This is a genomic window from Thiomicrorhabdus sp. zzn3 (assembly GCF_029767755.1).
Classification (GTDB): domain Bacteria; phylum Pseudomonadota; class Gammaproteobacteria; order Thiomicrospirales; family Thiomicrospiraceae; genus Thiomicrorhabdus.
Genome location: NZ_JARUQS010000001.1, coordinates 479,244 through 494,031, shown reverse-complemented (window position 1 = coordinate 494,031; position 14,788 = coordinate 479,244). Strand labels below are relative to the sequence as shown.

General features: G+C 49.7%; 13 protein-coding genes. 8 read left to right on the top strand and 5 right to left on the bottom strand.

From position 1 onward, the window contains the following. Positions 1-34: 34 nt before the first annotated feature. Positions 35-1,030, bottom strand: coding sequence for an MBL fold metallo-hydrolase (locus tag QCB44_RS02205; RefSeq protein ID WP_279407697.1), 996 nt, complete (start codon positions 1,028-1,030; stop codon positions 35-37). A gap of 201 nt (positions 1,031-1,231) precedes the next feature. Here QCB44_RS02205 and QCB44_RS02200 point away from each other — a divergent pair, with 201 nt between their 5' ends. Beyond that, positions 1,232-1,669: a SufE family protein gene (locus QCB44_RS02200; RefSeq protein WP_279407696.1), complete on the top strand. Its 438-nt coding sequence runs from the start codon at positions 1,232-1,234 to the stop codon at positions 1,667-1,669. A 178-nt stretch (positions 1,670-1,847) separates the two neighbouring features. Then, the gene (gene trpB, locus QCB44_RS02195; protein WP_279407695.1) at positions 1,848-3,044 is read left to right on the top strand and encodes a tryptophan synthase subunit beta; all 1,197 of its coding nucleotides are present in this window, start codon (positions 1,848-1,850) and stop codon (positions 3,042-3,044) included. 126 nt (positions 3,045-3,170) lie between these two features. On the opposite strand, the gene htpX is transcribed toward trpB, so the two are convergent. From htpX to gatC, 4 genes are all read right to left on the bottom strand, one after another. Further along, positions 3,171-4,067, bottom strand: coding sequence for a protease HtpX (htpX, locus tag QCB44_RS02190; RefSeq protein ID WP_279407694.1), 897 nt, complete (start codon positions 4,065-4,067; stop codon positions 3,171-3,173). Positions 4,068-4,292: 225 nt separating this feature from the next. After that, the gene (gene gatB, locus QCB44_RS02185) at positions 4,293-5,726 is read right to left on the bottom strand and encodes an Asp-tRNA(Asn)/Glu-tRNA(Gln) amidotransferase subunit GatB (RefSeq protein WP_279407693.1); all 1,434 of its coding nucleotides are present in this window, start codon (positions 5,724-5,726) and stop codon (positions 4,293-4,295) included. Positions 5,727-5,743: 17 nt separating this feature from the next. Then, a complete protein-coding gene (gene gatA, locus QCB44_RS02180; protein ID WP_279407692.1) occupies positions 5,744-7,198 on the bottom strand; it encodes an Asp-tRNA(Asn)/Glu-tRNA(Gln) amidotransferase subunit GatA in 1,455 nt (484 codons plus the stop codon). A 10-nt stretch (positions 7,199-7,208) separates the two neighbouring features. Further along, on the bottom strand, positions 7,209-7,496 hold the full coding sequence (gatC, locus tag QCB44_RS02175) for an Asp-tRNA(Asn)/Glu-tRNA(Gln) amidotransferase subunit GatC (RefSeq protein WP_279407691.1): 288 nt from the start codon (positions 7,494-7,496) through the stop codon (positions 7,209-7,211). 488 nt (positions 7,497-7,984) lie between these two features. Here gatC and QCB44_RS02170 point away from each other — a divergent pair, with 488 nt between their 5' ends. The 6 genes from QCB44_RS02170 to QCB44_RS02145 all read left to right on the top strand — a co-directional run bounded on the left by QCB44_RS02170 (position 7,985) and on the right by QCB44_RS02145 (position 14,787). Next, positions 7,985-9,031, top strand: coding sequence for a rod shape-determining protein (locus QCB44_RS02170; RefSeq protein WP_279407690.1), 1,047 nt, complete (start codon positions 7,985-7,987; stop codon positions 9,029-9,031). 75 nt (positions 9,032-9,106) lie between these two features. Continuing rightward, positions 9,107-9,943, top strand: a complete 837-nt coding sequence (gene mreC, locus QCB44_RS02165) for a rod shape-determining protein MreC (RefSeq protein ID WP_279409176.1) — start codon at positions 9,107-9,109, stop codon at positions 9,941-9,943. Further along, a complete protein-coding gene (gene mreD / locus QCB44_RS02160) occupies positions 9,940-10,443 on the top strand; it encodes a rod shape-determining protein MreD (RefSeq protein WP_279407689.1) in 504 nt (167 codons plus the stop codon). The genes mreC and mreD overlap by 4 nt, the downstream gene beginning before the upstream one ends. A 35-nt stretch (positions 10,444-10,478) precedes the next feature. Beyond that, positions 10,479-12,299, top strand: coding sequence for a penicillin-binding protein 2 (gene mrdA / locus QCB44_RS02155; protein ID WP_279407688.1), 1,821 nt, complete (start codon positions 10,479-10,481; stop codon positions 12,297-12,299). A 28-nt stretch (positions 12,300-12,327) separates the two neighbouring features. Continuing rightward, positions 12,328-13,455 carry a rod shape-determining protein RodA gene (gene rodA, locus QCB44_RS02150; RefSeq protein WP_279407687.1) on the top strand — a complete coding sequence of 376 codons (1,128 nt, stop codon included), beginning with the start codon at positions 12,328-12,330 and terminating at the stop codon, positions 13,453-13,455. A 135-nt stretch (positions 13,456-13,590) separates the two neighbouring features. Next, complete coding sequence (locus QCB44_RS02145; protein ID WP_279407686.1) at positions 13,591-14,787, top strand: D-alanyl-D-alanine carboxypeptidase; 1,197 nt, start codon at positions 13,591-13,593, stop codon at positions 14,785-14,787. Position 14,788 lies beyond the last annotated feature (1 nt).

Genomic DNA, 14,788 nt, shown 5'->3' with positions numbered 1-14,788 from the left:
TACGCCGGCTTTTTATTTTCAAGCACCAGAAGCTTTAGAACATGTTTTTCTCTACTTCGGCAACTGCAACAGCAATGAACTTACCAATAGTATGTTCATAACCAGGCCATGTTGAAGCCACCTCTTTCATAAACGGTTCATCCATAATCTTAGGCTTCATCTCAAAGTCAGACAAACCTTCATCATAGTATTTAACAGCGTTATTGTAGATCACTTCACAGAAGGTCTGCATGTCGTCACAGATCGCCTTGCCATCATGAGGACCATGCCCCAGAATATATTGATCACACCCTAATTCCTTGGCTTTCTTCATAGTCTCAATCGTACCCGGGAAAGAACCGTCTGCCATATTGGCAACACGACGCATCGCGGTATCACCCAAGAAGGCCACTTTGTCCTCAACCACTTCTACGATTAAATCACATTCAGTATGCGCTTTACCGAACTGGTGAACTTTCACAGTGGTATCTCCAAACGTTAAGATTTCGCCGCCTTCAAGCGTTTTATTCGGGGGAGTCACAACCGTGCCTGAAATACCATTGTTCGACATGCGCTGCATAAAGCCAACCCAGAACTCGCCACCGCCGTTTTTGATATTGTCGATTGTGGCCTGGTGAGAATAGATATCCAACTTAGGATTCTGTGCAATAAAGGCATGATTACCCAACCAGTGATCACCGTGATAATGGGTATTAATCACAGCAATGACTGGCTTGTCGGTCACGGTTTTAATCTGGCGCAGCACCATTTCACCGATTTGGACAGAACTACCGGTATCAATCACCACCACGCCTTCGCTGGTTACAATAAAACCAGGGTTATTAAAAAAGGCATGGTTCTCAGGCGTTGGCTCCGGATCCTTAGCCAAAATGTAATAACAGCGATCACTGACTTTAGTCACAGGCACATCATACATAGGATCCGCTTTAAACTCTAAATCCGTATTCGCATAGAGCGGCTTTAATGCCGACATTCCGACCAAACCGGCAGTCAAACCGAAAGCAGATTTCAATAACTCGCGACGTTTCATAAGTGCGATACTCCAAATGATTCATAAAAATTTAACCCGACAACTATACTCGTGCGATCTATAAACCGCAATACGCAATCTCACGTTCACAAAACGTCATCTATCCGGCACCAGCCGACAGACAGACGAAAAGGCTTCTATTTCAGATACGTATTTAAAAATGGTATGATGTGCGCCAACAGAATAACCGAGGAAAACAGTGTGGAATTGACCCCTCCCCAACAAACCATTGAAGAAGTGCAAAACGACTTGGTTAAACGCTTTACCCATTTCGCCAATCCGAAGGATCGCTATAAATACCTAATCGATATGGGTAAACAGCTACAACAGATGGACAGCAGCTTTGAAACCGAAGAGAACCGCATCCATGGCTGCCAATCTCAAGTATGGATTCATATCGAAGAACATGACGGCCGTCTTTATATGCAAGCCAAGAGCGATGCCGCCATTGTCTCCGGTCTGATCGCCCTGCTGCTCCGCGTCTATAATGGCCGCACCCCTGAAGAAATCGTCTCAGCCCCGCTGGAATTTTTGGGCAAAATCGGCTTGCTTCAACAGTTAAGCCCAAACCGCTCAACCGGCCTCTATCATATGATCAAACGCATTCAGAGCGAAGGGCAAAAGCGTCTTTCCGCCTAACCCTGTTACCCGATTTATAAAGCCGCTTATCTTTTCCAACTGCGGCTTTCATTCCTCTCTTCTTGAAAGCGAAAATTTCATTTCCCCCCCCTTCATCCGTCTTTGATTTCAAGGTATCCTTTTAATCTCACCAAAACGGATGATAAAACAACCATTACAACAGGATGGAGGATGACGAATGTCTTATTTAAAAAACACCCCAAATCCAGAGGGTTACTTTGGCGACTTTGGCGGTGCCTTTTTGCCGCCTGAGCTGGAACCGCATTTTGAAGAGATCAATAAAGCGTATCTGGAATTGGGGCGTTCAGCGGATTTTCTTAATGAACTGAAATACATTCGTAAACATTATCAAGGTCGCCCGACACCTGTTTACTATGCTCACAATCTCAGCAAACACGCCGGGGCACACATCTACCTTAAACGTGAAGATTTAAACCATTCCGGTGCACACAAACTCAACCACTGCATGGCTGAAGCCCTGCTCGCCAAGCACATGGGTAAAACCAAACTGATTGCCGAAACCGGTGCTGGCCAACACGGTGTCGCACTGGCTACTGCGGCCGCCTACTTCGGCTTGGAGTGTGAAATTCATATGGGGGAAATCGACATTGCCAAAGAGGCCCCAAATGTCACCCGCATGAAGCTGCTGGGTGCCACGGTGGTCCCGGTCTCTTTCGGCGGACGCAGCCTGAAAGAAGCGGTGGACTCCGCTTTCCAATCTTATGTGCCGCAGGCGGATACCGCTTTGTTTGCCATCGGTTCCGTCGTCGGACCGCACCCGTTCCCATTGATGGTGCGCAATTTCCAGTCGGTCGTCGGACATGAAGCGCGTGAACAATTCCTGGAAATGACCGGCGAGCTCCCGGATCAGGTCGGAGCCTGTGTCGGCGGCGGCTCCAACGCCATGGGGCTGTTCGCCGGCTTTATCGACGACGACGAAGTCGGTCTAAACGGCGTTGAACCCTTAGGGCGTGGCACCAACCTCGGTGAGCACTCCGCCACCATGACCTACGGCAAGCCGGGCATGATTCACGGCTTTAAATGTTTGGTTCTGGAAGACGAACAAGGCAATCCTGCACCGGTGCACTCGATCGCCTCCGGCCTGGACTACCCGGGGGTCGGTCCGGAACACTCCTATCTGAAAACCATCGGCAAGGTCAATTACCATGCCGTGACCGATGACGAAACTCTGGATGCCTTCTATAAATTGTCACGCCTGGAAGGGATCATTCCGGCGCTGGAAAGCTCACATGCCGTGGCGTGGGCAATGAAATATGGTCAGGAGAATCCGGGAAGCACCATCCTGATCAACCTCTCCGGCCGTGGCGATAAAGACATCGACTATGTGGTGGACAACTACGGCACCGGTGAATAAGACTGAAACTTAGTAACAAGCACAAAAAAAGCCCGGATGAGTCAAGCTCATTCCGGGCTTTTTTATGGCTTAAGTCAGCCCGGTTCGACCAGGCCTGTTCAGATTAAACGGAACGTTTAAACTGAATTAAGCGATTTTCAGCGCATTGTTCGGTGTGGCTTCCAATGCCGCGATACGATCTTCCAGCGGCGGGTGAGACATAAACAGCGCACCGAACTTGCTGCCACCGGCAGAGATACCGAATGCCGCCATTTGATCCGGCAATTCACCCGGATGCATGGTTTGCAGTCGACGCAATGCGGCAATCATATTCTCTTTACCCGCTAGGTAAGCCCCACCGTTATCAGCATGGAATTCACGCTTACGTGAGAACCACATAGTGATCATGCTTGCCAGAATGCCGAACAGAATCTGCGCAACCAAATCCACCACGATAAACGCTAAACTGTGGCCTTCCTCCTCGTTTTTCAGAACGACGCGGTCCACGACATAAGCGACGATCTTGGCAAAGAAGATGACAAAGGTGTTTACTACCCCTTGCAGCAACGCCATGGTCACCATGTCGCCATTGGCGACGTGCGCCACTTCGTGGCCCAGCACCGCCTCCACTTCGTTCTGGCGCATATTACGCAACAGGCCGGTTGAAACCGCCACCAACGAACTGTTTTTCGTCATCCCGGTGGCAAAAGCATTCGGTTCCGGCGAGTCGTAAATCGCCACTTCCGGCATTTTAATGCCCGCTTTATCCGCCTGACGGCGCACAGTTTCCAACAACCAAGCTTCATCCGCGTTGCGTGGCTGCTCAATCACCTGCGCACCGGTTGACATCTTGGCCATCCATTTCGACATGGCCAAAGAGACGAACGATCCGGCAAAGCCGAAGATCAAGGCAAACATAAACAGGTTATTCAAGTTCAGGCTGGTCCCTTCCATGTAGGAACCGACACCTAAAATATTCATGGTAATCATCGCCACAGCAATCACAGCGATGTTCGTTAACAGAAATAGAGCAATACGCTTCATTGTTTTCTCCTTAAAGGCTGAATCCGGCGAAAGCCCTTACCACTTCCGTCGACTATATAGATTAATTCAACGTATCATTAATATAAGGTTTTTTTATAACCTTTCAAGCAAATAATGCATTTATTTATTGAATTCGATATAAAAAACGGAACCCAATCACTGAGTTCCGTTTTTAAGTTCCATCCTAATACTTTTCAAGGCCATTAAGACTTGAAAAACACCGCGTTAATCGCTCAACTTGGCTTTAAGGATTTGATTGACCTGCCCAGGATTCGCTTGACCGCCGGACGCTTTCATCACCTGACCGACAAAGTACCCTAGCATCTTCTCCTGACCGCCTTTATACGCTTCTACCTGAGAAGGATTGTTCGCCAGAACCTCATCCACCAATGCTTCAATGGCACTGCTGTCGGTGATCTGCTTCAAGCCTTTGCTTTCAATGATTTCATCCGCGGTGCCTTCGCCTTTCCACATCGCATCAAACACCTGTTTGGCGATCTTGCCGGAAATGGTGTCGTCCAAAATCCGTTCAATCATCCCCGCCAGCTGCTCGGCTGTAATCGGAGAGTCGGAAATCGACAGGCCTGCCTTATTCAAAGCCCCCGACAGATCAGTCATCACCCAGTTGGCGCATAGCTTTGGATCTTTACCCTGAGTCTGCGACACCACCGCTTCATAATACTCGGCCAGCTGACGAGACGCGGTCAATACCCCTGCATCGTAGTCGTTCAAACCGAATTCACTGACATATCGGGCACGCTTGGCATCCGGCAATTCCGGCATCTGCGCACGAACCGCTTCAATATCTTCATCGGTAATCATCACCGGCAACAAATCCGGGCATGGGAAGTAACGGTAATCGTTGGCCTCTTCTTTGGTACGCATTGAACGCGTCACATCGTTATCGGCATCATACAGGCGGGTTTCCTGTACGATTTTACCACCACTTTCCAAGATTTCGATCTGGCGCTCGATCTCAAATTCGATCGCTTTCTCGATAAAGCGGAAGGAGTTGATGTTTTTCAGCTCGGTACGCGTTCCTAAAGGCTCGCCCGGACGACGCACAGACACGTTAGAATCGACACGGAAAGAACCTTCCTGCATGTTGCCGTCACAAATACCCAAATATTGAACCAGCTCGTGCATTTTGCGCGCATAGGCCACCGCCTCTTTAGCAGAACGCATATCCGGTTCGGAAACGATTTCCAGCAGCGGCGTACCGGCACGGTTCAAATCGATCCCGCTCATCCCTGGCACAATACCGTGCACGGACTTTCCGGCATCTTCTTCCAAGTGCGCACGGGTAACGCCGATTTTTTTCTTCTCGCCGTCGACTTCAATTTCCAAGTGGCCTTTCCCGACAATCGGATACTCCAACTGCGAGGTCTGATAGCCTTTTGGCAAATCCGGATAAAAATAGTTTTTACGCTCAAACACCGATTTTTTGCCGATTTCCGCATTCAACGCCAGCGCTAATCGAATCGACTTGCCAATCACCGCCTCGTTTAACACCGGCAACATCCCCGGCATCCCCAAATCGATGGCACAGGCCTGTGTATTCGGTTCCGCACCATAAGCGATGGAGGAACCGGAAAAAATCTTGGTTTGGGTGGTCAACTGCGCGTGAATTTCCAAACCGATCACTACTTCCCAACTCATTGATACTCTCCCCCTGCTTATTGGTACTGCGCCGGCATACGCGTATGCCAGTCGGTCACTTGTTGATATTGATGAGCAATATTCAACAGCTTGGTTTCGCTGAAGTACGGCCCCACAATATGCAGCCCAACAGGACGATCGTTGACAAACCCAGCCGGAACAGACATGCCTGGCAGGCCTGCCAAGTTGACCGGGATCGTATACAGGTCGGCCAGATACATACTGGTCGGATCGTCGGTTTTTTCACCGATATTAAACGCCGGTGTTGGCGCGACCGGCCCCATAATCACATCGCATTGTTCAAACGCACGCGTGAAGTCATCGCGCACCAGACGGCGCAATTTCTGCGCTTTCACGTAATAGGCGTCGTAGAAACCGGCCGACAATGCATAGGCGCCCACCATGATTCGGCGTTTCACTTCGGCACCAAACCCCTCGGAACGGGAACGGTTATACAAATCCTGCAAATCCTTCGGATTCTCGCAGCGGTGCCCGAAACGCACACCGTCAAAACGCGACAGGTTGGAAGAGGCCTCTGCCGGAGCCAACACATAATAGGCCGGTACCGCCAAATCTTTATTTGGCAGACTCACTTCCACGATTTCCGCCCCCAGCTTTTCCACTTCGGCAATCGCGTCCTTAACAATTTTCTCTACTTGCGGATCCAAGCCTTCACCGAAATACTCCGCTGGCACGCCTACTTTCAAGCCTTTCAGCGAGTTATTCAATCCGGCGGCGTAATCGGTTTTTTCGCGATGCAAACTGGTGGAATCGCGCTGATCAAAACCGGCCATAGCATCCAACAACCAAGCGGCGTCTTCCGCCGAACGCGTCATTGGACCCGCCTGATCAAAACTGGAGGCATAGGCGACAATGCCGAAACGCGATACCGTACCGTAAGTCGGCTTGATCCCGGTAATACCGCAAAAAGACGCCGGCTGACGAATCGAACCCCCGGTATCGGTTCCAGTGGCCATAGGCGCCAGCCCGGCTGCGATCACCGCCGCCGCACCACCGGAAGACCCTCCTGGAACCGCTTGATGATCCCAAGGGTTTTTAGTCGGTCCGTAATAACTGCTTTCAGATGAGGAGCCCATGGCGAATTCATCCATATTGGTTTTACCCAAAATCGGCATACCGGCTTTTTTCAGTTGCGTGACCACATGCGCATCATACGGTGCAATGAAGTTATCCAGCATTTTGGAACTGCACGACGTTTTGACGCCGTCAGTACAGAAAATATCCTTATGCGCCACCGGAATTCCGGTTAGCAGACCGGCTGTGCCCTCCGACAGCTGCCTGTCCGCCTCTTCCGCCATCGCCATCGCCAGTTCCGGCGTCACCGTGACATAGGCATTCAACTCGGCATCGTATTTTGAGATGCGATCCAGATAATGTTGGGTCAATTGCACACTGGTGATTTCCCCGGCATGCAGCTTTTCGCTCATTTGTTTAATAGTTAAATTGTGCATCTTGTCTTCTTCACTCAATCACTTGTGGCACCAAATAAAGGCCGTCTTGGGCGGCCGGCGCTACCGACTGCAACTTTTCGTGCTCATCGGTTTCGGTAATCACATCCGGCCGTAAACGCTGAACCTGATCCAACGGATGCGCCATCGGCTCGACATTGGCAGTATCCGCCGCTTCCATCTGCTTAAACAGATCGAGAATATTCGACAATTTGCCGGCGACCTGCTCCACCTCATTCTCGTCCACCGCAATCGCCGCCAAACGAGAAATGTATTCCACTTCGGTTTTTCCTAAAGACACACCACACTCCTAATTATGCTTTCGCCTCACCATGATGATCATTTAATCTAAAGCTGTATTGCCTTAAAAACTGATCCTACGAACGGTGGCGCTGGCCAAAACACATCTAATTTCCAGTAAGCCGTGTAAAATACCATATTTTGCTGTTTCCCTAAAGAGAAAGGCGATGTTAAGCCGCTTACTTTTTTGTAGAGTTTTCCCGGAAAACAAAACCAAATTCCATCACCCAGCGCCTGCCGGCACGACGGCATATTGCCGACCAGGCCTGTTCAGTTTCCAACCGTTTAAAAAGCAAGCATCCATTCGCTTTTGGACGCATCTGAACCGAGTCTAAGGAAATGACTGACTCCCCTTATTCCTGCTCAAAAACACGCTTTAAAACGCGATAAGTTTTTTTTAATTTGCGATCTATATTTTTCTACTTAAACCCTATTTGTTGCGTTAGAATAGGGGGATTCATTTTGCTTCATTTTCAAGGACACGAATTCATGTTTCGCAAATTAATGGGACTTTTTTCCAACGACCTTTCTATCGACCTAGGAACCGCTAACACACTGATCTATGTGCGCGGCAAAGGCATGGTGCTTAACGAGCCTTCTGTCGTTTCTATTCGTAACAACCGTCGTGGATCGAGCAGTCGCTCAATTGTCGCCGTCGGCGAAAACGCCAAGCTGATGCTCGGAAAAGAGAATCAGGACATTCAAACCATTCGTCCGATGAAAGATGGAGTCATTGCAGATTTTGAAGTCACTGAAAAAATGCTGCAGGCTTTTATCCGCAAGGTCCATGAAGCTAAATTTTTCCAACCTAGCCCGCGTGTATTGGTCTGTGTTCCCTGCGGGTCAACACAAGTAGAGCGCCGTGCCATCCGTGAATCCGCCGCCGGCGCAGGGGCACGTGAAGTTTACCTGATCGAAGAACCGATGGCCGCCGCTATCGGTGCGGGAATGCCGGTCAGCGAACCAACCGGCTCCATGGTTGTAGACATTGGTGGAGGCACCACCGAAGTCGCCACTCTATCTCTTAACGGCATCGTCTGGTCGGACTCGGTTAAAGTCGGCGGAGACCGTTTTGATGACGCCATCATCAAATACGTTCGCCGCAACTATGGCATGGTCATCGGTGAAAGTACTGCGGAAAAAATCAAAAAAACCATTGGTACCGCCTATCATCAGGTAGAGCCGGATACCATGGAAGTTCACGGCAGTAACATTGCTGAAGCCGTCCCTCGCCGCTTTACCCTAAACAGCAACGAAGTGCTTGAAGCCCTTCAGGAGCCTCTGTCGGCCATCGTCAGCGCCGTGCGAACCGCATTGGAAAACACCCCGCCGGAACTGGGGGCTGACATTGCCGAACATGGCATTGTCTTAACCGGCGGTGGCGCTCTATTGCGAAACCTGCCAACCCTGCTTTCAGAAGAAACCGGCATTCCGGTCATCATCGCCGATGACCCTCTAACCTGTGTTGCTCGTGGCGGTGGACGCGCGCTTGAACTTATGGACGAGAAAGGGCTGGATCTATTCTCTTTTGAATAATTGAAACGTCAATTCTTTTCAACCGGCTTAATTTGAAACACTCTTAATGGGCCGGTTAACGTCAGGAGACCCGTCATCAACCTCAACGCGACTTCCCCACAACAAGATGGCCTGCAATTTGTCATTGCATTCATTCTGGCCATTGCGTTAATGGCAGCCGACTATTACGGTCAGCTAATGGGAAGCGTACGCTCCGCACTTCTAACCACTCTGAGTCCAATCGAACAGGCGGCCACTTTCCCTAAACAAGTTTACGATCTCGTCACCACCGACTTTACCTCGATGGACGAGCTGAAACTGGAAAATCAAAAGCTCAAAACGGAGATTTTGCTATTAAAAGCCAAGACCCAACAGCTCGCCAATATGGAACTGGAAATTCAACGCCTCGAAGGCCTGCTGGGCACCACCGGAAAAATGAACGACCGCAAAGTTCAAATCGCTACGGTCAATTTTTTCAGCAGCAATCCCCTTTCGCAATTTCTAACCTTAAACAAGGGACAACTGGATGAAGTGAAGGCTGGACAGGTTGTCATCGACGAGCAAGGGATTATGGGACAGATTATCCACACCACGCCGACCACGTCTCGGCTTCTGCTGATCACGGATCCGGACCATCAAATTCCGGTACGCATTCAGCGCACCGGTCAACGCGGAATCTTAAATGGTACCGGTTATGATTCATTAAGCTTGCAATTCATTCCGCAAAACAGCTCGGTGGAAATCGGTGACTTGCTGGAAAGCTCGGGACTCGGAGAGATTTTCCCCGCAGGCTATCCTGTCGCGAGAGTCACCAAAATCAATAAGCAGGAAGAGGAGCCCTATCTGGAGATCATTGCCACTCCGGTGGCCCAACTCCGCCAGGCGCATAAAGTTCTGATCATCTCCCCCTACGACGCGGAGAAAAAACCGTGACCGACCGTTTTATCAACCTTGAACTGTCTCAGGCACGCTGGCTGGTTATTTTCAGCTACCTGATCGCCCTGTTCCTGGACACGATGATGATTATGCAGAACGCCAACCTGCTGATTCCACCGTTCACCCTGCTGTTGCAAATGTACTGGAGCGCACAATTTCTGAAGCACACCCACTTTGTTTCCGCTTTCGTGCTTGGCCTGTTACTGGACGCGCTTTACCAAACCGTTCTCGGTACGCACGCGCTCATGTTCATCATCTTAACCTTTATCATGTTGCGTTATCGCCTACTGTTTCGTTCCCACTCGGTTCTACAACAAGCCCTGGTCATTGCGTTCTACCTCTACGCATATCAATTTATGGGTTATGTTCTGTTTGCACCGGTGCTGGAAGAAACCCAGCAGATTCATTATTGGATCATGCCGTTGACGGCTTTGGTTTTTTGGCCGCTACTGGCACTCAGCTTGAGATGGCTAACACAAAAACTGATTACCCAATAATTGCCCCGTAAACCGAGCCGACAGAGAATTGTGCAATGACACCGCACCTGGATTTCAACAGTGATGCCGAATCCCAAGCGATGAAACAGCTGTTTCGCGGCCGTATTCTGTTTGCTTTCGGAGTGGTTATACTGTTGTTTTCGGTACTGATCGGACGCATGGCCTATCTGCAGTGGTTTGACTTCGAGCGCTACCACTTGCTGGCCGAAGATAATCGTATTTCAGTCGAAACCCTCCCCCCGACTCGAGGCAAAATTTACGACCGCAACCAGATCCTTTTGGCCGACAATCAGCCGGTGTTCACCCTCAAAATGACACGGGAAAAAATGAACGATGTGGATGAAGTCGAGCAGCAGATTGCCGAACTGCTACCGAACTTAGACCAACAGCGCCGAGAAGATTTCTTTGAAAAACTCCGCAGAACCAGCCGTTCTAAATCCTTGTTACTCCCATACAGCCTCAGTGAAGAAGAGGCCGCGCGCTTTGCCGCACGCAGCCACCTGATTCCCGGGGTTTCCCTAACTGCTCGACTAAAACGCACCTATCCGTTTGGGGCAACCGGTGTGCACGCTTTAGGCTACGTAGGCCGAATCAACAGTAAAGAACTCAGCAAACTCAACGAAAGCGAATACCGGGGTACAGAAGTCATTGGCAAGTCGGGCATCGAAAAATTTTATGAGAAAAGATTGCACGGCTTACCCGGTATCCAGCAGGTCGAAACCAACGCACGTGGACGCGTACTCCGAAAGCTCGAAACCGTTCCAGCCGTTCCTGGTGAAGACATTCAGCTGACCATCGATATCGGCCTTCAACAATTTGCCGAATCCCAATTTAAAGAACACAAACGGGGATCGATTGTTGCAATGGATCCGCAAAATGGCGAAATCTTGGCTTACGTGAGCATGCCGACTTTTGACCCGAACCTCTTTGTGGATGGTATCGATCAAAAGTCTTATACAAGCCTTTTGAAAAACCCGCATAAACCCTTTATTAACCGTGGAATTAACGGTAAATACCCCCCCGGTTCAACCATCAAACCCTTTGTGGCCCTTGGCGCGATCGAAAACAACATTATCTCGCCCAACAAAAAAATCTATGATCCCGGCTACTTTGAGTATAAAAACCACCGTTATCGCGACTGGAAACGCACCGGCCACGGTTTAGTGGATATGCACGATGCGATTGTTCAATCTTGCGACACCTATTTCTATGAACTCAGCCTGGACATGGGGATTGACACTATTCACGATGCCCTTTCCCCGTTTGGCTTTGGGCAAAAAACCGGCATCGACATTCCAGGCGAGTCAAAAGGCATTCTGCCTTCACAAGCCTGGAAACGAGAAACAAAGGGCTTGCCGTGGTATCGTGGCGAAACCATTATCAGCTCAATCGGCCAAGGTTATAATTTGACCACGCCGCTACAGCTGGCCAAAGCAACCGCGATTTTGGCAAATGGCGGAAAAATCATTCAACCTCACCTGGTAAGAGATGCGCAAAGACCACCGCCGGAACAGATTGAGATCAAAAACAGTCAAAACTGGAACCGAGTGATCGCTTCGATGCGTGATGTCATGCACGGTGCAAGAGGCACGGCGCGACGCCACGGAATCGGACTGCCGTTCAAGATGGCTGGAAAAACGGGAACCGCTCAGGTATTCAGTCTGAATGAAGCCGATTACGAAGAAGAAAATATCGACAAACGTTTGCATGACCATTCGCTGTTTATCGGCTTTGCACCATTTGAAAACCCGAAAATCGCCGTGGCCGTCATTGTTGAAAACGGCGGTAGCGGCAGCCGAACCGCTGCTCCAATGGCGGTGAATGTAATGAAAAAATATCTGCAGGAACACCTGTAAACCCCGCGGATAAATTGATAGCTGACCTATGAAAATCGCACTGAACAGCCCACAAACCGTCTATCGCAAAAACAAAGGCTTGCTAGAAGCCCTGCATATTGATGGCTGGTTACTGCTTGGTATCCTTATGCTTTTAGCCGGGAGCACCCTTCTCGTCTACAGCGCGTCAGGTGGGGACTGGGATGTTGTCTATCGCCATTTAGTACGCATCGGTTTTGCGATGGGGCTGATGCTGCTGTTTGCACAAATTCCACCCAATATCCTCTACCTATTCACCCCCTGGCTGTTTGGAATCGGCATCCTTATGCTGATCGCCGTTATCCTGGTTGGAGATGTAGGCAAAGGCGCACAACGCTGGCTTGACTTTGGCCCTGTGCGCTTCCAACCTTCCGAATTAATGAAACTGGTTCTCCCAATGACCGTCGCCTGGCTGTTTGCGCACTCGAGCTTTCCGCCCAGTTACCGACGCCTTCTGTTCGGTGCGGCTCTGATTGCTTTCACCGCAGGGCTTATCGTGGTTCAGCCAGATTTGGGAACCTCGCTGTTGATTGCCATGAGCGGCCTATTTGTTCTGTTTTTTGCAGGCCTGCCCTGGAAGGTGATTTTAGGCGCGGTTTTCGCCGCCATTGTCAGCCTGCCCATCGTCTGGCATTTTATGCACGCTTACCAGAAACAACGCGTTCTCACTTTTCTTAACCCGGAATCCGATCCCTTGGGCAGCGGTTATCACATTATTCAATCAAAAATCGCCATCGGTTCGGGCGGTATTGAAGGCAAAGGCTTTATGGGGAGCACCCAAGCGCATCTAGAGTTTTTACCCGAAAGCACCACCGACTTTATTTTTTCCGTACTCGCCGAAGAGTTCGGCCTGATCGGGGTGATCATTCTGCTTTCGGTGTATGTCTTTGTCATCGCTCGCGGCCTGTACATCGCCACTCAAGCACAGGACAACTTTACACGCCTGATCGCAGCCAGCTTAATGATGACATTGTTCATCTATGTCTTGGTCAATATCGGCATGGTAAGTGGCCTGTTACCCGTGGTGGGACTGCCTCTGCCTTTAATCAGTTACGGAGGCAGCGCTCTTGTTACCCTGATGATCAGTTTTGGGATCTTAATGTCAATTCACACCCACAAGAAAATGCTCACAAAATGAGCCGAGTTTAGCGTTTAGATTTGCCCCGTAATATGGTAAATTAACCCACTCAATGGTTCGCCGAAGCTGGCGGGCAATCGCTTTTTCAAGGCCGATTCTTTTAACCGAACGCTTAAATGATTCACAGTGGATATTATGCAAACACTCAGTTCTCGCTTCCTCGCTCTACTTTTCTTGTTGATTCCTTTTTTTGCTCATGCTGATACGCAACCACTCGCTGTCCCGGCACCGGCCATCCCGCATGTTGTGCCTTCAGCACCACAAGTTTCGGGAACGTCGCACCTGCTGATTGACTTTGACAGCGGTAAAATACTCGCCGAAAAGGACGCAGACAGTCGAGTTGAACCAGCCAGTCTGACCAAAATCATGACCGGCTACGTTGTCATCAACGAGCTGACAAACGGCAATATGAGCTTGGACGAAATGGTTACCATCAGTGAAAAAGCTTGGAAAATGCCGGGGTCTAAAATGTTCATTGAAGTCGGCAAAAAAGTGTCGGTACGCGACTTGATCAAGGGGATGGTCATTCAATCGGGTAACGATGCCAGTGTAGCCTTAGCGGAATACATTGCCGGAAGTGAAGAAGTCTTTGCTCAACTGATGAACAAATACGCCAAAGCGTTGGGCATGAACAACACGCATTACATGAATGCCACCGGCCTGCCTCACCCAGACCACTACACAACGGCACGCGACCTGGCGATTCTGACTAAAGCGCTCATCACCAAATTCCCGGAAGAGTACAAATGGTACTCCGAAAAGAAATTTACCTTTAACGGCATTACCCAATACAACCGCAATAAACTGCTATGGCAAGACCCAAGCGTTGACGGCTTAAAAACCGGCCATACCGAGTCGGCCGGTTACTGTCTGGTTTCCTCTGCCAAACGTGACGGCATGCGCTTGATCAGTGTCGTGCTCGGTACCAATAGCATGGAAAAGCGTATTCAAGAAAGTCAGAAGTTGTTGAATTACGGCTTCCGTTTCTTTGAAACCCATCCATTGTATAAAGCCAACCAGCGTCTAAACGACGTCAAAGTCTGGGAAGGCAGCAAAGATGTGTTGGGTGTGGGACTGAAAAACGATTTGTTTATCACCATTCCGCGCGGACAGTATAAAAACCTGAACATTGAGACCAGCCTGCAGCCTGAAATCGTAGCACCAATCACGACTGGCCAGGAACTGGGACAATTGCATGTTTCATTAAATGGTGAGGTGTTGGTAGAACAACCATTGGTTGCCCTATCTGACGTTGAAGAAGGTTCTTTCTTTAAAAAGCTGATTGATCAGATCAAGCGCATGTTCAGCTCCATTTTCAGCTTTTTGGATTAAC

Excerpts from the sequence above, each read along its gene's own strand:
- htpX (WP_279407694.1), bottom strand. The coding sequence starts at position 4,067 with ATGAAGCGTATTGCTCTATTTCTGTTAACGAACATCGCTGTGATTGCT.
- QCB44_RS02170 (WP_279407690.1), top strand. The coding sequence starts at position 7,985 with ATGTTTCGCAAATTAATGGGACTTTTTTCCAACGACCTTTCTATCGAC.
- QCB44_RS02205 (WP_279407697.1), bottom strand. The coding sequence starts at position 1,030 with ATGAAACGTCGCGAGTTATTGAAATCTGCTTTCGGTTTGACTGCCGGT.
- gatB (WP_279407693.1), bottom strand. The coding sequence starts at position 5,726 with ATGAGTTGGGAAGTAGTGATCGGTTTGGAAATTCACGCGCAGTTGACC.
- gatA (WP_279407692.1), bottom strand. The coding sequence starts at position 7,198 with ATGCACAATTTAACTATTAAACAAATGAGCGAAAAGCTGCATGCCGGG.
- QCB44_RS02145 (WP_279407686.1), top strand. The coding sequence starts at position 13,591 with ATGCAAACACTCAGTTCTCGCTTCCTCGCTCTACTTTTCTTGTTGATT.
- mrdA (WP_279407688.1), top strand. The coding sequence starts at position 10,479 with ATGACACCGCACCTGGATTTCAACAGTGATGCCGAATCCCAAGCGATG.
- rodA (WP_279407687.1), top strand. The coding sequence starts at position 12,328 with ATGAAAATCGCACTGAACAGCCCACAAACCGTCTATCGCAAAAACAAA.
- trpB (WP_279407695.1), top strand. The coding sequence starts at position 1,848 with ATGTCTTATTTAAAAAACACCCCAAATCCAGAGGGTTACTTTGGCGAC.